This window comes from Neobacillus sp. S1227 (genome assembly GCF_055385255.1).
In genome coordinates this window covers 880,531-900,349 of sequence record NZ_AP038276.1, presented here as the reverse complement: position 1 = coordinate 900,349, position 19,819 = coordinate 880,531, and the positions used below count along the sequence as shown (strand labels likewise).

The following is a 19,819-nucleotide window of genomic DNA, read 5'->3' as shown; positions in this document are numbered from 1 at the left end:
GGCCCTTTCTTTTTTATAATTTTAACGGGAGACAACACCTGTTAAATCTGGTTTCTGACCTTGCATCAGATTTAGTTTTTCAAGTGCATATGCAACGTTTAAAACATTTTCCTCCTTAAATGCTGGACCCATTATTTGCAGACCTATCGGCAAGCCATTGCTGATACCGCATGGCAGGCTTAGAGCGGGAAGTCCTGTCAAATTCCCCGGTCCCGTGAATCGAATAACCTGGTCAAGAAAACTTTCTTTATTGCCATTAATCTCGACTGAATTATCTCCGATAGCAGGCGGAAGGAATGGCAGTGTTGGCGAAATCAGAGCATCGATGTGTTTAAATGCATGTGCAAAATCATTACTTAGTTGAAGTCGAACCTGCTGTGCCTGCAGGTAATCCACTGCTGGAATTAGTTCACCAAATTCCAATAAAAAGCGAACGTCATCTCCAAAATCCTCAGGACGTTTAAGCAGATTGGCATGATGAACGGCGCTTGCTTCGGAAACAATCGTGACTAACTCAGCAAATTCAGAGGCGGCAAGAGTAGGAATCTTGACCAGCTCAATTTTGGCACCCAGCTTTTCAAGCTGCATAAGCGCTAAACGGACAGCTTCTTCTATCGGTTTGTCAACATTTTTAAAAAAGTAGTCTTCATTTATACCAATAACCTTCCCGGAAAGGTCTTCTGATAGCAGCTCGGTGTAGTTTTTCACCGGGGCATCGACGGATGTCGGATCTTGATGGTCGAAACCGGAAAGGGTTTCAAGCAGCAAAGCTGCGTCATACACCGTTTTGGTCATTGGTCCGATATGGTCCAGAGACCAAGCAAGCGGGAAGCATCCATGCTTACTGATTCTTCCATGGGTTGGTTTCAGGCCGACGATCCCGCAGCTTGAAGCCGGAATTCGGATGGAACCGCCTGTATCTGTACCAAGGGAGGCGATGGTCATATCGGCGGCCACTGCTGCTCCCGAACCGCCGCTTGAACCGCCAGGAATTTTGCTTAAATCCCAGGGATTATGGCAGGCACCGAAATGCGGGTTAGTTGTCGTCGCCCCCCAGGCGTATTCGTGCATATTCAATCTACCTGTAAAAATAACTCCTTCCTCTTTTAGCTTCTTCACTACAGTCGCATCGTAGTCTGGTGTAAAATCTTGATGGACTTTTGAACCGATTGTGGCTGTCTCGTTTTTGAAAAATAAAATATCCTTCAGGGCCATTGGAATGCCGTGCAGGCGGCCGCGGTAATTTCCCTGCAGAATGTCTTTTTCAGCATCCGCAGCGGACTTTACGGCATTTTCTTTGTCAACTTGAATATAAGCATTGATTTCACCGTCGTATCGATCAACATTCTCCAAAACAGCTTTGGTCAATTCTACAGGTGAGATCTCTTTATCCCGTAATAGCGGGGCTGCTTCCCCAATAGACATGGCGGCTAAATTTTTAGTCATTCTTATTTCCCCCCGGCACGTGTTTTAAACCAATGTCATAGTCTGCAAGTTTTTCAAGATACGGATTGCTTTTTAATTGTTGATAGGCCTCCCACTGTGCCATTAATGGCCCAATATGGTGTTCAGGCACAGCAATTCCTTTCTTTTTCAGATCGTCAATAACTCTTTCACTCACGATTCTCAACCTCCTTAATTACTTTTGATATTTGCCTTTAATGATTTCTGTTAATCCGAGTCTATCAAGATAGTGTACCGTGGCAAGGAAAGTGACAGACACCTGGGCAACTGCTTGTATACCTTAGATGCACTCATTTTAAAATATACCTTACCTCTATTTAAAAGATTGTAAATTCTTGTTGTCGATTCTTGTTAAAACAGCTATTACATTTCCTATTCTAGTAATAATATAATTTGAATAATGGAATTGGAGGTTTCAATGAATGAATGTGCCGTGGAAACCTGAAAGGGTTATTTCGAATGAAGAAGCAGTTAAGATGATTGAAAAACAGTTTCCTCAGTTAAAACCTGTTAGTCTAAAAGTATTAGGTGAGGGATTTGACAATTCCGTCTTTCTGGTAAATGAGCAATTTGTGTTTCGATTTCCTAGACGTGAGATTGCAGTTAGGTTGCTTCAGACCGAGAACCGGCTACTTCCGGTCGTGGCTCCTTTGCTGCCAATCCCGGTGCCGAATCCTATTTTTCAAGGTTTGTGTGATGATGGGTATCCGTGGCCATTTGCAGGGTATAGACTGTTATGCGGGAAGATTTTGTCCGGCTTAACGCTAAAACAGCGGCTCCTCTCAGTTGAGCCCTTGGCTTTATTTTTAAAAACACTGCATGCATTTCCGGCAAGTGATGCAGAAATGCTCGATGTTCCTTTTGATGAGCTGGGCAGGACGGATATTTTAAAGAGAAAGCCGATGCTGGCAGCAAATATAGAAAAGGCTGTTGATTTAGGTTTGCTTGACGAACATGATCAGGAGCGGCTGCGGTTATTTCTTTCAAACCTAAAGGTCCCTTTTGTGGACGATGCCAAAACGCTGGTTCATGGTGATTTTCATATTCGTAATATGCTTGTTGATGATAGCGGCACAGTATCGGCGATTATTGATTGGGGAGATGCCCATATTGGCAGCCCAGCGATGGACTTGTCGATTGCATATAGTTTTATTCCGGCTGAGGGTAGGGATTACTTTTTCGAATTATATGGTGATGTATCGCCTGAGTCAAAAAAGATAGCAAGATTTAGAGCCATCTATTCGCTCATCATGCTACTTTTGTATGGAGATGGGCAGGAGGATGGGCTTTTGGTCGCCGAGAGTCGGGAAGGATTGGAGTTAGCATTGGCTGGTTTATAGGAGTGTAGTGCGCGCTTTGTATGTTGTGGGGGTGTTCATAACTACCAGGGGACAGATAGGCTGTCTGGTTCAGGCGTTATGGGGCGTTCATAACTACCGGGGATGCTGCGCTCTTTCTTGTTCGGACGTTATGGGCGGGTCATTACTACCCGGGATGCGGCGCTCTTTCTTGTTCGGGCGTTATGGGGCGTTCATAACTACCCGGGATGCGGCGCGCTTTCCTGTTCGGGCGTTTTGGGCGGGGTCATTACTACCCGGGATGCGGCGCGCTTTCCTGTTCGGGCGTTATAGGCGGGTCATTACTACCCGGGATGCGGCGCGCTTTCCTGTTCGGGCGTTATGGGGTGGGTCATTACTACCCGGGATGCGGCGCGCTTTCCTGTTCGGGCGTTATGGGGCGTTCATAACTACCTTGGCTAGCCGCTCTCGTCCAGTTCAGTCCGTCCGAATAAATCCTTTATATACGACCAATCGCCGGAAGAATTCCCCAATTCAGTAGCATATAATTCACCGGAACGTTTTATGGGTCTAGCACTGACAATTAACCAAAAAATTAACGCTTAGAGTGAAAAATTCTCTAGGCGTTTTTTCGTCTAGAGAAATTTCAAAAAGTTCTTGATTTTTTAAATATGAAGTATTATGATTTTTAAATAAGTAATCCTATAGTTATTATCGGAATTTATTTTCAGCATCTTAAAATGGGCTGATTTTAGAGGAATTGGATAAGTGCCCTCCGCTTCCTCACTGCATATATTTATTAAAAACTAATACCCGCTTTGTAACATTCCTGTCCCAACAATCGATTTAGGGATATATTTTTAGCAGTGAATGTTGACTGAAATACTCGACATTAAGGAGAAGAATGACATGAAGGTATCAAGTAAAGGCGAATATGCCCTAAGGGCCTTGCTCCTGCTTGGAGGGCATCAAGGTAATGTCCTCGGCATCCAGGAAATCGCCGACAAGACTCTAGTAACCACAAATTACCTTGAACAAATCCTGCTTCAATTAAAAAAGCTGGGCTATGTAACGAGTAAACGAGGAGCAAAAGGCGGTTACATGCTGCTAAAAGAGCCGCAGGAAATCAATATTGGAGAAATCATCCGAGAGTTAGAAGGGCCTCTATCACCGATGGCATGTGCATCCGTTACAAAATATGAACCATGTCCTTTAGAAGTTGGCTGTCAATTAAAGCCGCTATGGTCCTTGGTGAGAGATACCATTGCCTATGTCCTTGAACGGACGACACTCGAAGATTTATTAGAAAATAGAATAAGCCTGTTAAAAGGAGAGGATTTAGTTGTCATCAAAAGTGCACCTTAATCAGCAAGTACTGGAAAAACTCGAAAGTTTATTGGAAGGATTAGAATTTGGAACCGTGCAAATAACGGTTCACGAGTCACAAATCACGCAAATCGACAGGTTAGAAAGACACCGGATGCCATTGCAGAAAAAAACCACTCAAGTAGCGAACAACAGGAAAAAATGAAAGATGAATATGCTGCCGATCGGACCCCCGAAGGCCCTTTAGTTAGATGTACGTGACAATGTACATGTAAAAACTAATGGGCTTTTTTTATTAAAAAAAGCCCGCCAATACAAAAAAAGGGGAGTTAAAAATGCTCAAAAAAGTCTTAATTACATTAATTTCACTCATGTTTCTTGTAGGAGTGGCTGGCTGCTCGAGCCAATCTTCAACTGAACCAGACAAGTCCAAAAAAGATGCCTCCGCAAAGGAAACCAATAAGAAACCAATTGAACTATTAAATGTATCCTATGACCCAACCCGAGAATTATACGAGGAATATAACAAAAGTTTCGCCTCTTATTGGGAGAAGAAAACCGGGCAAAAAGTGACGATTAACCAATCTCATGGAGGGTCTGGCAAGCAGTCCCGTTCTGTCATTGACGGACTCGAAGCCGATGTCGTGACGCTGGCCCTCGCGTATGATATCGATGTGATTGCAGAAGCAGGTAAGTTGGCGGACGACTGGCAGAACCGTCTTACTGACAACAGTTCACCGTATACATCAACAATCGTATTCCTAGTGCGAAAAGGCAATCCAAAGGGAATCAAAGATTGGGATGACTTGGTGAAAAAAGATGTTTCCGTCATTACCCCGAATCCGAAAACCTCTGGCGGTGCACGTTGGAATTACTTGGCTGCTTGGGGCTATGCCTTGCAGCAAAATAACGGGGATGAACAAAAGGCGCAGGAATTTGTGGCAAAGCTCTTTAAAAATGTGCCGGTATTGGACTCCGGAGCCCGCGGCTCGACGACTACTTTTGTGGAAAGAGAACTCGGAGATGTATTGATTGCATGGGAAAATGAGGCTTATCTTGCACTTAAGGAATTTGGCGAAGACAAATTTGAAGTAGTCAATCCATCTGTCAGCATCTTGGCTGAGCCTCCTGTTTCCGTTGTCGATACAGTGGCGAAAAAGCATGGGACCGAAGAAGTGGCAAAAGCATATCTTGACTATTTATATACAGTAGAAGGACAGGAAATTGCCGCGAAGAATTTTTACCGCCCTCGCAATAAAGAGGTCGCTGAAAAATATGCCAGCCAGTTCCCTGATATCAAACTATTTACGATTGATGAGGTTTTTGGAGGCTGGAAGAAAGCCCAAAAAGTACACTTTGATGATGGGGGCGTATTCGACCAAATCTATAAACCGTAATGAATGGAGGCTTTCACGTGTTTAATCAATCCAAAAGCCGCCGGGTGCTCCCGGGGTTCGGCCTTTCAATGGGGTATACGGTCATCTATCTCAGCCTGATTGTCCTGATTCCAATAGCAGTTCTATTTTTAAAAGCAACTACGATAAGCTTGGCCGAATTTTGGGAGACTGTGACGAATGAAAGAGTCGTAGCTTCCTTTAAACTAACCTTCTATACCTCTTTCATTGCTGCATTGGTGAATGTCCTATTTGGAACGCTTATCGCTTGGGTATTAGTAAGATATGACTTCGTCGGGAAACGATTCGTTGATGCACTTGTCGATCTGCCGTTCGCACTGCCAACAGCAGTCGCAGGCATTGCGCTTACCGCCATTTATGCTCCGAATGGGTGGATTGGGCAATATTTCGAAGCAGCCGGGGTGAAGATTGCTTATACGCAGTATGGAATCATGATTGCGCTGACGTTTATCGGACTCCCCTTTGTGGTACGTTCAGTCCAGCCGGTCTTGCTGGAGTTGGACCAACAGTACGAAGAGGCAGCTGCTACACTTGGTGCCTCTTCTGCCCAGATTTTTTTCAAAGTTATTTTTCCAGCCATTTTCCCTGCCATGCTAACTGGCTTCGCCCTTGCCTTTGCAAGGGCTTTGGGTGAATATGGATCGGTTGTGTTCATTTCCGGTAACATGCCGATGAAAACAGAAATTGTCCCTTTGCTCATTATTACAAAATTGGAGCAATACAACTACGGGGGGGCTGCCGCCATTGCCGCCGTCATGCTCATCATCTCTTTCCTTCTATTATTCTTAATTAATTTTTGGCAGTGGAGAACGGCTAGGAAATATCAAGTGACCTAGAGGAGTTTGAAAAATATGATTGCTAGAGAACATGTCCATCTTAAAAAGGCAGGTGCTAGCCGCTTAGCTCTGGCCCCTATAAGAAAATGGCTGCTGATTGGAACTGCCCTTGGATTCTTAGGAATCTTTATTCTCATCCCCCTCATAGCGGTTTTTACAGAGGCGTTGAAAAAGGGGATCGAACTATACTTTGCAGCCATCACGGAGCCTGATGCGCTATCTGCCATTAAACTCACGCTCATCACAGCTGCCGTCGCCGTTCCCCTGAATACCATTTTCGGTGTAATTGCCGCATGGGGAATTGCAAAATTTCATTTTAAGGGAAAGAATATTTTAATTACCTTAATCGATATCCCTTTTGCTGTTTCCCCTGTGATTGCAGGCCTCGTGTTTGTATTGTTGTACGGCTCAAATGGGGTGTTCGGTCCGTTACTTGAAGCAAATAATTTAAAAATCATATTCAGCGTACCGGGAATTGTTCTTGCCACAACTTTTGTTACTTTTCCGTTTGTAGTCCGCGAGCTGATCCCGATCATGCAAGAACAAGGAACAGAGGAAGAGCAGGCAGCTATTTCACTAGGTGCCAACGGCTGGCAAATGTTTTACCGGATCACTCTGCCAAATATTAAATGGGGATTGCTGTATGGCGTGATTCTTTGCAACGCCAGGGCCATGGGCGAATTCGGTGCTGTTTCGGTTGTGTCCGGCCACATAAGAGGGCTAACTAATACCCTCCCTCTTCACGTTGAAATTTTGTACAACGAATATAACTTTACCGCCGCCTTTGCCGTCGCTTCCCTGCTGGCCCTGCTTGCCCTGCTTACGTTAGTTTTTAAAAGTATTTTGGAATGGAAAACAAAGAAATAGTAGAGAGGGAGATTAAGATATGGGGATTACAATCAGTGGAGTAACGAAAGCTTTTGGTGCTTTCCAGGCAGTCAAAGATATTAACCTTGAGATTTCGACTGGGGATTTTGTGGCATTATTAGGTCCTTCCGGGTCTGGAAAAACCACCCTTCTTAGACTAATTGCAGGACTGGAGGGGCTCGATACAGGTTCGATATTCTTTAACGGTGTGGATTATTCTTTCAAAACTGTAAAAGAACGCAAAGTCGGCTTTGTTTTTCAGCATTATGCGTTGTTTAAGCATATGACCATTTTTGAAAATGTGGCCTTTGGGTTGAAGGTACGACCGCGCAAACTGCGGCCGTCGAAAAAAGAAATCCGGGAAAAAGTGCTGGATTTATTAAAGTTGGTGCAGCTTGAGCATTTAGCTGACCGCTATCCTTCCCAGCTTTCAGGAGGCCAGCGCCAAAGGATTGCACTGGCAAGGGCGCTTGCTGTTGAACCAGAAGTGCTTCTTCTCGATGAACCATTCGGAGCATTGGATGCCAAGGTTCGGCAAGAGCTGCGGCACTGGTTAAGGGAAATCCACCGAAAGCTAAATATAACGACTGTTTTTGTCACGCATGATCAGGAAGAGGCACTCGAAATGGCCGACACCGTAGTGGTCATGAATCATGGAGTAATCGAACAAATTGGTTCGCCTGCGGAAGTCTATGAAAGACCTGCAAATGCTTTTGTTTATAGCTTTTTGGGCCGGGTGAATGAATTCCGAGGAGCTTTATTTAATGATTATCAAGTTTCCAGGGACTCGGTGGTGGATGCGGTCGGGTACATCCGGCCCCACGAGATTGGATTGAGCAGGTTTTCCAACGGGAACAGTGTGGCGGCGGAAGTGTCTCATATCAATGCGGTTGGATCTACTGTTCGGGTTGTATTGAAACGACTTGATACGGAGGATTTTTTTGAAGCAGAATTAACAGGGGGCAGTTTTCGGGAACTTGGTCCATTTCATAAAGGGGATATTCTTTATGCTGATTTTACAAATATCGTTGTGTTTGAGGCTAAACAGGATCCTGATCATGCAAAAGTAATGGAAAAGGTAACTGCTGGGGCTTTTTCGGCATTTACGTAGGTTCTAATTGAATTTTATATGGGAGACCAGTCGCCAATAATCTCTATTGGTGACCGGAGCTCTTGATTTTCCCGCCGTTCGGGCGCCAATAATCCCTATTGGTGACCCGGGCTCTTGGTTTTTCAGCCGTTCGGGCGCCAATTGCCTCTATTGGTGACCCAGGCTCTTGATTTTTCCGACGTTCGGGCGCCAATAACCTCTATTGGTGACCCGGGCTCTTGATTTTCACGCCATTCGGGCGTCAATAACCCCTATTGGTGACCCGGGCTCTTGATTTTCACGCCGTTCGGGCGTCAATAACCCTATTGGTGACCCAGGCTCTTGATTTTTCTGCCGTTCAGGCGCCAATAATCTCTATTGGTGACCTAGGCTCTTGGTTTTTCTGCCGTTCAGGCGCCAATAACCTCTATTGGTGACCCGGGCTCTTGGTTTTTCCATCGTTCGGGCGCCAATTGCCTCTATTGGTGACCCAGGCTCTTGGTTTTTCTGCCGTTCAGGCGCCAATAACCTCTATTGGTGACCCGGGCTCTTGGTTTTTCCATCGTTCGGGCGCCAATTGCCTCTATTGGTGACCCAGGCTCTTGGTTTTTCCATCGTTCGGGCGCCAATAAAGGTTATTAAATCATCAATATCTCCCGAATATCATCTTCAGTAAGTGCCCCCATCGCCTTCACGTCCGAATCAATAATTTCCTCTATTAAAAGCCTCTTTTTATCCTGCAATTCATTAATCTTTTCTTCAATGGTGCCGCGTGCCACAAGCTTGATAACTTGAACCTCATTTTGCTGGCCCATCCGGTGCGCACGGTCCGCGGCTTGTTCCTCAACGGCCGGATTCCACCAAGTGTCATATAAGATAACGGTATCCGCCCCCATTAAATTAAGTCCGGTTCCCCCTGCTTTCAAGGAAATTAGGAAAAGGTCGCGTTCACCGTGATTGAACCGTTCACAAATCTCCACACGCTCTTCCGAAGGAGTCTGCCCATCAAGGTAAAAGTATGGCCGCCCTTTCGCCGTTAATCTTCTACCAATAGTCTCCAGCATTTTCGTAAACTGGGAAAAAATCAAAACCCGTCTCCCAGAAAGCTGAGACTCATCCAAGATTTGCATGAGCTGTTCAAATTTAGCCGAACCGCCTTGATAACTGTCCACAAACAAGCCCGGATGGCAGCAAATCTGCCGCAAGCGGGTCAATCCCGCTAAGATCTTGATACGATTTTTTCGAATTGTGTCTTTGTCCAGATGCTTTAATGTATCATGCCGAAGCTTCGCCAAGTAAGCAGCATAAAGCCTCTTTTGTTCTGGCAACAGCTCAACCAATTCCAAAGATTCAATTTTACCAGGGAGTTCAGATAAGACATCTTCCTTCACCCTGCGCAGCAAGAATGGCCGGATCCTGTGAGCGATTTGCTTTCGGGTCAGCTGGCTGAATTCCTTCAGCCCAAGGAAAAGCTCCGGAAAGACAACATGAAAAATTGACCACAGTTCCTCGGATGAATTCTCGACCGGCGTGCCCGTCAGTGCAAACCGATGATGGGCCTGCAGCTTTTTTAACGCCCGGGCTGTTTGTGTCAACGGATTTTTAAAGGCCTGGGCCTCGTCAAAAAACACAGTATGAAAGGTTTGTTTTTCAAACCAAAGGATGTCCTTACGCAGTAATGGATAGGAAGTGATAATGACATCGACATCGGTTAAATCCTGAAGAAGCTTGGTCCGCTCCTCCTTCGAACCATCGATAACTACCGCCCGCAGCTGGGAGGTACCGGTAAATTTCCTGAACTCGCTCAGCCAGTTATAGGTCAGAGAGGATGGACAGACAACGAGGACCGGCTGCTTTTGCTCGCGAACTTCCGGAAGCACCGACACAATATATGCAATACTTTGAATCGTCTTTCCCAGTCCCATATCATCCGCTAGGATTCCCCCGAAGCCAAAGTGGGCAAGAGTCTTCATCCATTTAAAGCCAACTTTTTGATAATCTTTGAGTATAGGCTCAAGACTGCGAGGCACCTCGAAGTTCAGGCTGCCCGGGTTTCGGAGCTGTTCCATAAACTGCCGGAAGGATTCCTCTAGCTTAAAGGTGTCACTCACCTCCACCGTATCCAGCAGCTGAAGACACTGTTCGATAGGCAAGGCCAATCCATTCTCCAAGTTACCAGCCTTCATATGTGGTGACTGGAGAAACTGTTGAATCTCCTCGAATTCTCTTGTTTGCAACGATAACAGCGAGCCATTCGGCAATCGATAATACTTCCTTTTTTCCTCCAGCGCCTCTAAGATATCGCGAATCTGATTGTCGGAAATGCCGTCCATTTCAAACTTGAATTCCAGCCAATTGGTCCGCTCCTTTTTTACCTTCACCCTGATTTTCGGAAAAACATTTTCTCGAAAAATTCGATTCCGGACAGCCGTAGTTGCATAAATCTGGGCGAGCTTTTGCAGCCGTGGTACGACATAGACTAGAAATTCGTACTCAAGTTCCTCATTATGCAAAAAATAGCCCCCATCCGTCTTGGCAAATGAGCTGTTCTCTATGATTTGCAAGATTTCCGCTTCCTTCTCGACATCCCTAACAATCATTGAGCCCGCCGGAAGTTCCCTTCCCTCAAGCGGATTGATCATCATATGTTCATAGTGAAACTCGAGTCCGGCAAGGAGTCGGTTTTTCACCCGATCCAAATAGAGCTTTGCTTTCAACGGTGTTTTCATCCAGGTTTTTGTAATGGAATCGGCAATCTGCACCTGTCCCAGCTCTTTCAATCCCGGGGCGACTTTTTCAAGAAAAAAAGGTATTTGTTCGTAAGGGATCGGGATTTTGTTGGTCCCGGAACCATGGAGCATTCGTTTTAGTTCCAATAACCTTTGGAAATCCTGATTCTTCAATTGCTTTATTTTCTCCTTGTAAAGAACGGAGCGATAGGTTTCGAGAATCAGTATTTGATCAAATCCTTCAACCACTAGCAGATTTTCCGTAAAAGCAAATTGTAACGGCAGCGCCCCGTCTGACAGATGGAGCTCTTCATAGGTATGGCCATCGTACTGAATTTTGACTCGAGGAGCCTTTATAAGTAATGGCAGGAGCCGATCCCATAAGGATGCTGAAATCGGCAGGACTTGCGGATCCAGGGCTTCCTTTCCATATGCCTGTTCATCTCGAACCATGTTAATCATCTGTTGAATAACTTCATCGATTTCTTTTTGAAAACACTGAAGGCTTGGATCGTAGGTAAAGGACTCCGAAACAATAAATGAATTTCCATTGCTGATCTTGTCCAAGAACTCTCTGATATTCTGAACCTTGTTCCCTTCTACGTCCATCTCAATGCCCAAAATATACCTGCCTTGGCCTGCCGCGACTGGTTTACAGGTAAAAACAACATCCAGCACGGTTCTTTTTTCAAAATAATTCTGGTGGCCGCTGGACTGGACGGGCTTATGATCGAAAATAGTCAGCAGGCCGGCGGTCAGCTCCTGATTGGGTGTGGTTCCTTGTTGCTGGTGATCGTAAATCGCCAATAAAACAGCCGCAATATGCTGGCAATCCTTTTGAAAAGAAGCGAGCTTTGGGCAGCTGCAATTAGTCCGGAATTTACCTTTTGTTTCACTCACCACAGTCACACGGAAATCCCCGTCAACCATTGCTTGGCAGCGATCTGGACCATATTCGGTGAAGGCCACTTTATTCGTCCGATAAAAATAATCTCCTCTTTTGAAGGAGACCGCGCCACACATATCTGTGATGGTTTTATAAGTTAACTCTATGTTCATTTGGATGGCTCCTTCCTTGAGGGGGTGATACATTCCGGTCGTAATATATAGATACGATTGTACCATAAGGAAGGGCCGTATTATACAATTGCAAACTGCCAGATTCCTGTAAAAACAGAAATTTATAGTTTGGTAAAATTGACAAAAGATTTACAATTCTTCAAAACAGGATTAATAAATTTAGCCTATACTGAATTTAACCAAGTCAGATTTTTAAGGAGTTGAGAGGATGATTGATTTCTTGATTCGGCTTGTAATATTGATACCTATTTGCACCTTGCTTTGACCTTAACATCCCAGCCGCCGCAGTACCCCATCCCTCCCTCTACATAGAAAATTCCTTATAAGCTCTCAACAAAAAAAGCGAACAGCAGTCGTTCGCTTTTGATTAGAATCTTAAGGGAGTTCTAGAAGTACACAGTTCGATTCCCTCCAGCTTTTTAACCGACAAATAAAATTCTAATCCTGATTTTACAATATCCAATTTTGTCCGTGGACCGATGGTTATTTTTCGAACTAAAAGCTTGTCCTCTCCAGATTCTGCACTGTGGTCGACCACTGGCACCTTAATAAATGGGATAAAGGCCCCTCTCGAAACTCGAAAATGAATATGCTCATCGGATTTTGGGATGAAAATGAATCTGAATTCTTCTTCCGAAGCAAATGCGGGATGTTTAATAAAACAGCCTAAGGTCCCAAAGGTGAATAGCAAAGCTCTGGAAAAACTCTCATGAGAGAGGTTGGCATCTTTCACCAATTTGAGTAGACGAATAATCGCTTCTTTGACAATTTTCCTTTGTTTTTCCTCATTATAAACCACTTTTCCAACAAAGGTAATTTGTGAATTAAACGATTGTCCGAAAAATTTGGGACCGTCGATTCCGATATTACAGCCCTCATCCATACCATAATTATTCCACAATGGCAGCGAATCCGGATTCTCAGTTAATGAGAAAGCAAAGATATTTAAATCCTTATAGTAACTTTCAGTGGAGGCAAATTCTTTGTAAAGGTCCGCAAAGGTCTCCTTCTCTTTACTTTCCTCAATATCCCCGATGACTGTTTGAACGACTTCCGTCACATAGGCTATCTCTTTGTAATCATTCATAAAGTCGACCCTAGTAATCCAAAAGCACTTTTCACGGTCAAGGATATTATTTAATGCCTCCATGGACGTGTAATGATACAGCATCGGGCCTTTCATGACTTTGTCCAGATTGTCAAAAATATGTTCTTTAAAGTATTCCGCCATTTCCTGGCTGAAATAATCCAAAATGACTTGTCCCATGCCCTGCTCCTCCTCCAGTTTTTTTCTTTATTATTGCTAATTATTGGAGAGAACATTTCCTTTTGGGCCAACTATTTGAAAAACTATGCGCGGCTGCCAACCACGCTTAGTTTTTGATAACTTAGAAACCGCTTCTAAAAATTAACTCCTTCATTATTTTGAAGCGCTTTTTGTAAATAACGGAGCTCTTTTTGAATACTTAGGAATGATTCGATTCCAGGAATCGGTTTTTGTGGCGGTGCTTTTTTCAAATGGGTCGCTATCGCCATCGTTTCACACGCTAAGAGCAGCTGGGCAAGTTCATCATCAGCAAGAATTGGACGATTGCTTAATTTAGCTGCATTCTCCAGCAGATAACCTAGATGTTCAATAGAATGGACTACCGGCCAGTAATAATCCAATACATCGCGATTGACCGGAATCTCACCTGAAGCAGTATTATACAGGATTTTCAAATTCAAAATGTTCGTTCTCATTTTCTTTAACTCTGTGCTATTTCTAGCATTAAACCCCTTTCCTTGATCCGAGAAGAGAACGAATAAAAATTGCGACTGACTGCGAATGGTTTTGCTGATTAAGTGCGGAAGCCGGCTGGAGGCGGACCTCCTTCCGACCAGCCATACTCCTATTAGACCAATGATACTGCCGATTAAAACATCCATCATTCTTGCGGAGGCAAAATAGGCAAAGCTAAAGCTCCCATGGCTTGTGCTTTCTGCCATGAGTAACGCATTAGGGGTGAAAAACAATGCCGCTAACGCATAATTTTTCACGATAAACAGTTCAGTAATGAACGTAAACAGTAAAACTAATAAAGCGATTATGTATCCATCAGGATGAATCGAAAGAATCAAGCTGGCAATCAGAATTCCAAGCAATGTACCGATTCCTCTTTGAATGGCCCGATGGTAAGTGGCGACTATGGAATAGCCTGACATGACGGCCACGCAGGACAATGGGACCCAAAAGGAACGGGCAAATCCGACCTCAAACGCGAAGATAGCAGCAATGATTGTGATGATCCCAAACCTCATGGCAGCAATAAAAATAATCGAGTTTTTATCAAAGGCCCCGCCAAAGACAGTCTTAAGTGACAACTTTGAGAATTCAACCTCTTGATTGATTTTGGAAGTGGGTTCATTCATAACTGCATCTGCATCATAAATCAATGTAAATAATTGAGCGACCGAAGCATCCATCTCTTCAGGCTGTAAAATGACTCCAGAATTAGTGTCACTTTTATTTTTTTTGCCTAACGAGTTTGCTATTTTTCGGACAGACTGAGCAGCTTCTAGCGGTAATGGTGCTTGGTGTTCTGAAAAATGTTCAAGTAAATACGTAAAAATATGATGAGCCGAGTTGTTTAATACATATAAACGTTTGAAATAGTTCGTTTGCCTGATCGGTGTCTGCCCTGATGCAAGTGTTTCGTCCGCATCCATTAAGGCTGACATGACACGGTGCCGCGACTCGTGGAATCGGTCTGTCCCTACTGAATCAAGTAATGCTGCGAGCTCTAACAGGCCCCTTTTAACTACACCTGTTTCAGGACCATGGGGATCGGAAAACCAGCCAAGCATAGCCAAAATCCACGATAAACTTCCTCCCAGGAAGACTAGGCCTGCTCTTAATGGAGCAAGCTCTGGAGCCTGGGGCATTCCTGTTACCATTGAAAAAACGAGGACCAGAAAGATGGCAGCAGGACCCGCAATCCTCAATGCACCGAAAATAAAGATGGCGGCAGCGCCGATGATTCCCATCAAAATCGCTACCATAATGGGATAAGGGGCCACCAGTGTACCTAACGCGGTAAGGAATGTGAGGGCAATGACAATCCAAAAGATTTTTTTCGCTCGCTGCGCGTACGGAACATTAAACACATATAGATATGTAAATCCGCCCAATCCGGCAATTAATCCATATTCCAGGTTGCCAAATAACAAGCCAATCAAAATCGGCAGTGCTGCAGCCACCCCTGCAGTAAAGGCCTTCAGCCACGGAAATGGCTTCCTATTGACGGTCAATGCTTGTTTTAATATAGATGGTGATTTCTCCATACCAACCACTTCTTTCTAAAAACTTAAGTTACGAAATACATTTTAAACAAAAATTATTATCAAGAAGGAAATAATGCCTGCTGCTAAATAGAAAAGCCTAAATCACATAGTGATCTAGGCTTTTCTATTATTATCTATATTGCTCAATAGTAATCGGTTAATGGACTGACCTAATTAGGCCGAATTCCCTTTTATAAACGAAACTATTTTTGCAATCATTCCAATGAAAACATAAAGAATCCCGTTTCCGACGATCATTAAACCAATAAAAGCTGCGCCAATGGCTCCGCCCTCACCTGTTCCGCCTGCGCTATGATCCATTTTCACAAATAGCGCCCCGATTAAAAAGGCAATGATCGGGCCAAGAATCCCGATAATAATCCCGGACCAAAAAAAGTGCAGTTTTTTCTTATTATGCAGGGAAATTGCGGCCCAATTGATCAGCGTGAGCAATAGTAAAATCAGCAGCCAAATTACTGCATCCATATGAACACCATCCATTTCATAATTTTCGGCTTTTCCCACCCGACTTGATGATAATATTCACTCCATTTACATCTGCACTATCAATGTGGCTTTTCATCTTCGATACATCAATATCGGCTTCAATCTCCACTCGTTTACTTTCCTTGCCGCCAAGCCTTACTGTGTAAGGAGCATTGGCGTTCATTAATGTGACTATTTCATCATCATATTGGTCGTAAAATTCTAAGGTGAAATGAACATTTTCACTGCTGTAGTTTACAAAAGGAAGAACACATTCGCCGTGCAATGTTTTTTCGTCCGCCATTTCAAAATGGCACCTGGTTTCATTATGATTATAGGCAACCGAGTAAATGCCTGTTGCAAAGTATTTTTGAATAGAACCAGCCAGAAACGTTGGGATAAAACTTACCGCCAAAAAGGCAATAACTATAAATCTGGTTTTATATTTTTTCAATGCTTTCGAAAGAAAATAAAGGCTCAGGATAAATAATATAAATAGAGAAATGCCAAAATAATGCAGGCCATTTGCGGACCTTACAGGAATATTTAACTTTGATGCCAGGGTCTCGCCAATGGGACTTTCATTCGGAAAAGGAAGGTTCAAAATGATTACGGCTAAATATAGAATAATAGAAATAGATAAGGATTTTTTATCCTTGATCAAAGGGACCACTCTTTTCTATAAGTTCTTACCTTAAGTTTACCATCAACTCTTACACTTTTGGAAAAATTTGATAATCCTATTTTTAATTTAGAACATTATGGTTTGTTTAGTTGGTTTGATTGGATATTCTATAAACCTTTAAGGTTAAACTAATCATAAAAAGTTCAAAAGGAGTTTTGATAATGTCAACAAATCTATATGCAAAAGAAAACACTCAAAACCTGGCTCAATTAAAAGATTTAGCACCTGAACAATTAAAAGCTTTTAACGATTTTAATGTTGAAGTATTTAAAGAAGGTGCTCTTACTGTTAAAGAGAAAGAAATCATTGCTGTGGCAATTGCTCATGTTACTCAGTGTCCGTATTGCATTGATGCTCATACTAGGAAGGCAAAAAGCGCAGGGGCGTCATTAGAAGAATTAGTTGAAGCTGCATTTGTTGCCGCGGCTGTAGAAGCAGGTGGTGCGGTTACTCATAGTACACATGTACATAATGCAAAAAATGTCGATGCATCAGACGTTCTTTATGCCCGTTCCAATTTGAAAAATTTAAGCAAGCTTGGTAAATTTGCTCATGTTGGATTCAGAGGCTATACAGCGTTTAGTGCAGCCGCCACTAAAGAAGGAAAACTCTCTGCTAAATTTAAAGAAATAATCGCAACTGCTTCTGGGGTAGCCAGTCAATGTCCATATTGCATTGACGTACATACGAAAAAAGCCGAACAACTCGGTGCAACAAGCGAGGAACTCGCAGAAGCTATTATGGTTACTTCCGCATTACGTGCTGGCGGTTCCTATGTTCATATGGCTAATATGATTCAAAGTTTTCAAGACTGAGGTTGTTGTTTTCTCTCAAAAAACAGGAAATTATTCGAATATCTTGAGAGATTATGACCTCAAAAGGGTACCAAGCGACATAAGTCAGCGATATTATGGCTGCTTATGCCAAGCAACCTTCGACATAAAAAACGGCCTAGATGCTAAGCCGTTTTTTTCCTATTATTTTATTTGTGATGTACCCAATGCTCAGGAGTCTTTAGTGCGTCAGGCAATTTCGTGTGACGGTCGCCCTTTGCTGCATTCACTTGCGCCTGAGTCAAAAAGATACTCCCTGTAAGATTTGACCCACTTATGTCTGTATCTCTTAAATCTGCGCCGATAAAGTCGACTGCTCTCATGTCCGCTTCCCGGAGGTCCGCCGCAATTAGCAAAGCACCCCTTAAATTTGCTCCCCTCAGGTCGGCACCTCTTAGTTTTGCACCAATCAAGTCACTGCCCTTGCGGATTTTGTTTATATTTTTTCCAGATGAAATCTTTGCCCGAACTAGTTCACTGGTACGTAAAAATAACTTATTAACCCTTGCCCGATGTGATGGTACATCAAGGTTCAAGATTTCCTTTGGAGTTAAATTGGTCAGACTTTCTAATTCTTTAAAAGCATCATGCAGTTCATGATGAATGACGTTCGCTTCTTCAAAATGGATTGCCTCATTTAAATAATAAAGCATTTCGTGAAGTTGCTGCATGATTGGAAATACGTTAAACATTTCCTTGGCGGACTCTGGGTACTCTCGCCAATTTTTTCCACCATATGTATTTTGAGAAACCTTTTGGCCTGCCCCAAAGCACTCATAGGCGGAACAGCCGCGAAATCCACTATTTCTAAGATTTTGATGGATCTTGCAGCGGAAATCTGATTGCAGATTCTTGCAAGGAGTTCCGCTATCTTTATCAAACGCAAAATCAGCAGACTTAGCATAAGGCAGTGCCACACAGCACAATGCAAAGCAGTTTGTACAGTCTGCTATTAAATTTTGATGCTTTTTATTGTAACTGGTTAATGGATTTGACAATCCTTACACTTCCTTTTGGTGATTATTAAACTAAACAAAATCACTTCTCTTAAATTCCTGTAAATAACAAATTCTATTATACTTCCTCAGTATATGGATTTATATTTAAATTTTTGAAACAACTTCAGTGCTTGAATGGAATGTTTGAGTAATGAAATTATCGGTAATGTAGATAATACATTTATGAACTAATCTAGTAATTATAAAGGGGAATATTCTCAATGAAAAAACATTGGATACTCAGTGTATCAATGGTCCTTCTATCATGGTCAACTCTCCCTCTTTTAGGAAGGGATAACATAAAAAGATTTCTACCTGCATCCATTCTGATTTCACTGTTCGAAGCCCTTAATGTGCAAATTGGAAGAAAACGCAAATGGTGGATTGTCACTAGAACACCTAAGACATTTTTCTTTAGAGAGTTTCCTTATAACATCGGACCGCATTTAGTCGGGTCCATGTGGATATTAAAATGGACATACGGAAATTTTAAAAGTTATATTCTGCTAAATGCTTTGGTAGATGCTTTCTTTGCTTTTCCCTTTGCAGGTTTTTTAGAAAAAACGAAAATGTTTAAACTCGTGCGCATTAATCATTTTCAGTTTTTCCTATACTTCTTTTATAAGGCATTTATACTTTATGGGCTTCAAGCCTTTTTCGAAAAGAAAGCAAGGAATTTTGATATCGTAAAAACACCCTGCTAGTTTTAGTGGCAGGGTGTTTCTGTTATTCACCTCATATGGACCTTTTCCCCTTGGACCCAGACTTCCCGAATGTTTTTCCGGCCGGGCGAGGGACATGATTTTTTGAAAGATATCAAACAAATTCTCTTCAATATCATAGAGTGGCAGTCGAGCTGTCTCTATAGCTATCGCGCTCTTCATCCCCATTGGTAAAAATTAAATCCCAGTAGCAGATTTCATCTTCAGGAAGTCTAGCTAAATAGTAGTCTGTCAATCTCTTCGATAACCGATTTGGCTCCAATCTTTTGTATAGCAATAGCTTAACGGAAAGCCGTATATTCCCCATGCCTGCCCGTGTGCCCAGCAGGAGTTATCCGAGTACTCTTGATGGGTATTACCGTACAATGGGGCACCTGTCTTTGATCCATATAGAATGTATGGAAGGTCGAGGCATCCTGCCTGACGATATATTTTGCCGCTTGCTTAATATGAGACTCTGCCACTTCACGGTAAATGGACTCCCCTGTCACCTCTGATGCCCAGTAAAGTAACGGAAGGTTCATGTTGCAATCACTAATCATTCGGCCACGCTGCCCCGGTTCATTCAAGTTCCCCCACGCCTGGATAATCCCCGCTTTGTCGTAATAGTGGGTGATTAAAAGGTGCTGCCGCCTTAATGGCGGTTTTCTTTGCCTGTACATTGCC

The 19,819-nt window shown here is 43.2% G+C and carries 18 protein-coding genes; 9 read left to right on the top strand and 9 right to left on the bottom strand.

Features of this window, described 5'->3' with window-relative positions; all coding sequences use genetic code 11:
* Positions 1 to 21 precede the first annotated feature (21 nt).
* Complete coding sequence (locus ACZ5AE_RS04440) at positions 22 to 1,446, bottom strand: amidase (protein WP_464569846.1); 1,425 nt, start codon at positions 1,444 to 1,446, stop codon at positions 22 to 24.
* Positions 1,439 to 1,621 carry a hypothetical protein gene (locus ACZ5AE_RS04435; protein ID WP_464569844.1) on the bottom strand — a complete coding sequence of 61 codons (183 nt, stop codon included), beginning with the start codon at positions 1,619 to 1,621 and terminating at the stop codon, positions 1,439 to 1,441. The genes ACZ5AE_RS04440 and ACZ5AE_RS04435 overlap by 8 nt, the downstream gene beginning before the upstream one ends.
* A 265-nt stretch (positions 1,622 to 1,886) precedes the next feature.
* On the opposite strand from ACZ5AE_RS04435, the gene ACZ5AE_RS04430 reads away from it, so the two are divergent.
* The 7 genes from ACZ5AE_RS04430 to ACZ5AE_RS04400 all read left to right on the top strand — a co-directional run bounded on the left by ACZ5AE_RS04430 (position 1,887) and on the right by ACZ5AE_RS04400 (position 8,317).
* Positions 1,887 to 2,804 (top strand): phosphotransferase, encoded by a 918-nt coding sequence (locus ACZ5AE_RS04430; RefSeq protein ID WP_464569842.1) that lies wholly within the window; start codon positions 1,887 to 1,889, stop codon positions 2,802 to 2,804.
* Between the two features lie 867 nt (positions 2,805 to 3,671).
* A complete protein-coding gene (locus ACZ5AE_RS04425; protein ID WP_464569840.1) occupies positions 3,672 to 4,127 on the top strand; it encodes an RrF2 family transcriptional regulator in 456 nt (151 codons plus the stop codon).
* A complete protein-coding gene (locus tag ACZ5AE_RS04420; RefSeq protein ID WP_464569838.1) occupies positions 4,105 to 4,293 on the top strand; it encodes a YezD family protein in 189 nt (62 codons plus the stop codon). Before ACZ5AE_RS04425 ends, ACZ5AE_RS04420 begins: the two co-directional genes overlap by 23 nt.
* A gap of 130 nt (positions 4,294 to 4,423) precedes the next feature.
* Positions 4,424 to 5,485 (top strand): sulfate ABC transporter substrate-binding protein, encoded by a 1,062-nt coding sequence (locus ACZ5AE_RS04415; protein ID WP_464569836.1) that lies wholly within the window; start codon positions 4,424 to 4,426, stop codon positions 5,483 to 5,485.
* 17 nt (positions 5,486 to 5,502) lie between these two features.
* Positions 5,503 to 6,339 (top strand): sulfate ABC transporter permease subunit CysT, encoded by an 837-nt coding sequence (gene cysT / locus ACZ5AE_RS04410; protein WP_464569834.1) that lies wholly within the window; start codon positions 5,503 to 5,505, stop codon positions 6,337 to 6,339.
* 15 nt (positions 6,340 to 6,354) lie between these two features.
* Entirely contained in the window at positions 6,355 to 7,206 is an 852-nt protein-coding gene (cysW, locus tag ACZ5AE_RS04405; RefSeq protein ID WP_464569832.1) for a sulfate ABC transporter permease subunit CysW, read from the top strand.
* Positions 7,207 to 7,225: 19 nt separating this feature from the next.
* Entirely contained in the window at positions 7,226 to 8,317 is a 1,092-nt protein-coding gene (locus tag ACZ5AE_RS04400) for a sulfate/molybdate ABC transporter ATP-binding protein (protein ID WP_464569830.1), read from the top strand.
* 617 nt (positions 8,318 to 8,934) lie between these two features.
* Here ACZ5AE_RS04400 and ACZ5AE_RS04395 read toward each other — a convergent pair.
* The 5 genes from ACZ5AE_RS04395 to ACZ5AE_RS04375 all read right to left on the bottom strand — a co-directional run bounded on the left by ACZ5AE_RS04395 (position 8,935) and on the right by ACZ5AE_RS04375 (position 16,579).
* A complete protein-coding gene (locus tag ACZ5AE_RS04395; RefSeq protein ID WP_464569828.1) occupies positions 8,935 to 12,084 on the bottom strand; it encodes a DEAD/DEAH box helicase in 3,150 nt (1,049 codons plus the stop codon).
* Between the two features lie 388 nt (positions 12,085 to 12,472).
* A complete protein-coding gene (locus tag ACZ5AE_RS04390) occupies positions 12,473 to 13,372 on the bottom strand; it encodes a DUF2971 domain-containing protein (protein WP_464569826.1) in 900 nt (299 codons plus the stop codon).
* Between the two features lie 134 nt (positions 13,373 to 13,506).
* Positions 13,507 to 15,429 carry an FUSC family protein gene (locus ACZ5AE_RS04385; RefSeq protein WP_464569824.1) on the bottom strand — a complete coding sequence of 641 codons (1,923 nt, stop codon included), beginning with the start codon at positions 15,427 to 15,429 and terminating at the stop codon, positions 13,507 to 13,509.
* Positions 15,430 to 15,603: 174 nt separating this feature from the next.
* Entirely contained in the window at positions 15,604 to 15,954 is a 351-nt protein-coding gene (locus tag ACZ5AE_RS04380; protein ID WP_464569822.1) for an ABC transporter permease, read from the bottom strand.
* Entirely contained in the window at positions 15,932 to 16,579 is a 648-nt protein-coding gene (locus tag ACZ5AE_RS04375) for a hypothetical protein (RefSeq protein ID WP_464569820.1), read from the bottom strand. The genes ACZ5AE_RS04380 and ACZ5AE_RS04375 overlap by 23 nt, the downstream gene beginning before the upstream one ends.
* A gap of 182 nt (positions 16,580 to 16,761) precedes the next feature.
* Here ACZ5AE_RS04375 and ACZ5AE_RS04370 point away from each other — a divergent pair, with 182 nt between their 5' ends.
* A complete protein-coding gene (locus tag ACZ5AE_RS04370; RefSeq protein WP_464569818.1) occupies positions 16,762 to 17,415 on the top strand; it encodes a carboxymuconolactone decarboxylase family protein in 654 nt (217 codons plus the stop codon).
* 167 nt (positions 17,416 to 17,582) lie between these two features.
* On the opposite strand, the gene ACZ5AE_RS04365 is transcribed toward ACZ5AE_RS04370, so the two are convergent.
* Positions 17,583 to 18,431: a pentapeptide repeat-containing protein gene (locus tag ACZ5AE_RS04365; protein WP_464569816.1), complete on the bottom strand. Its 849-nt coding sequence runs from the start codon at positions 18,429 to 18,431 to the stop codon at positions 17,583 to 17,585.
* 221 nt (positions 18,432 to 18,652) lie between these two features.
* Between ACZ5AE_RS04365 and ACZ5AE_RS04360 the strand changes: the two genes are divergently transcribed.
* Positions 18,653 to 19,135, top strand: coding sequence for a hypothetical protein (locus tag ACZ5AE_RS04360; protein WP_464569814.1), 483 nt, complete (start codon positions 18,653 to 18,655; stop codon positions 19,133 to 19,135).
* A 299-nt stretch (positions 19,136 to 19,434) separates the two neighbouring features.
* Here ACZ5AE_RS04360 and ACZ5AE_RS04355 read toward each other — a convergent pair whose 3' ends face one another.
* Positions 19,435 to 19,815 (bottom strand): hypothetical protein, encoded by a 381-nt coding sequence (locus tag ACZ5AE_RS04355; protein ID WP_464569812.1) that lies wholly within the window; start codon positions 19,813 to 19,815, stop codon positions 19,435 to 19,437.
* Between the last annotated feature and the right edge of the window lie 4 nt (positions 19,816 to 19,819).

Excerpts from the sequence above, each read along its gene's own strand:
- ACZ5AE_RS04370 (WP_464569818.1), top strand. The coding sequence starts at position 16,762 with ATGTCAACAAATCTATATGCAAAAGAAAACACTCAAAACCTGGCTCAA.
- ACZ5AE_RS04355 (WP_464569812.1), bottom strand. The coding sequence starts at position 19,815 with ATGTACAGGCAAAGAAAACCGCCATTAAGGCGGCAGCACCTTTTAATC.
- ACZ5AE_RS04425 (WP_464569840.1), top strand. The coding sequence starts at position 3,672 with ATGAAGGTATCAAGTAAAGGCGAATATGCCCTAAGGGCCTTGCTCCTG.
- cysW (WP_464569832.1), top strand. The coding sequence starts at position 6,355 with ATGATTGCTAGAGAACATGTCCATCTTAAAAAGGCAGGTGCTAGCCGC.
- ACZ5AE_RS04360 (WP_464569814.1), top strand. The coding sequence starts at position 18,653 with ATGAAAAAACATTGGATACTCAGTGTATCAATGGTCCTTCTATCATGG.
- ACZ5AE_RS04385 (WP_464569824.1), bottom strand. The coding sequence starts at position 15,429 with ATGGAGAAATCACCATCTATATTAAAACAAGCATTGACCGTCAATAGG.
- ACZ5AE_RS04400 (WP_464569830.1), top strand. The coding sequence starts at position 7,226 with ATGGGGATTACAATCAGTGGAGTAACGAAAGCTTTTGGTGCTTTCCAG.
- ACZ5AE_RS04430 (WP_464569842.1), top strand. The coding sequence starts at position 1,887 with ATGAATGTGCCGTGGAAACCTGAAAGGGTTATTTCGAATGAAGAAGCA.
- ACZ5AE_RS04395 (WP_464569828.1), bottom strand. The coding sequence starts at position 12,084 with ATGAACATAGAGTTAACTTATAAAACCATCACAGATATGTGTGGCGCG.
- ACZ5AE_RS04415 (WP_464569836.1), top strand. The coding sequence starts at position 4,424 with ATGCTCAAAAAAGTCTTAATTACATTAATTTCACTCATGTTTCTTGTA.
- ACZ5AE_RS04390 (WP_464569826.1), bottom strand. The coding sequence starts at position 13,372 with ATGGGACAAGTCATTTTGGATTATTTCAGCCAGGAAATGGCGGAATAC.
- ACZ5AE_RS04440 (WP_464569846.1), bottom strand. The coding sequence starts at position 1,446 with ATGACTAAAAATTTAGCCGCCATGTCTATTGGGGAAGCAGCCCCGCTA.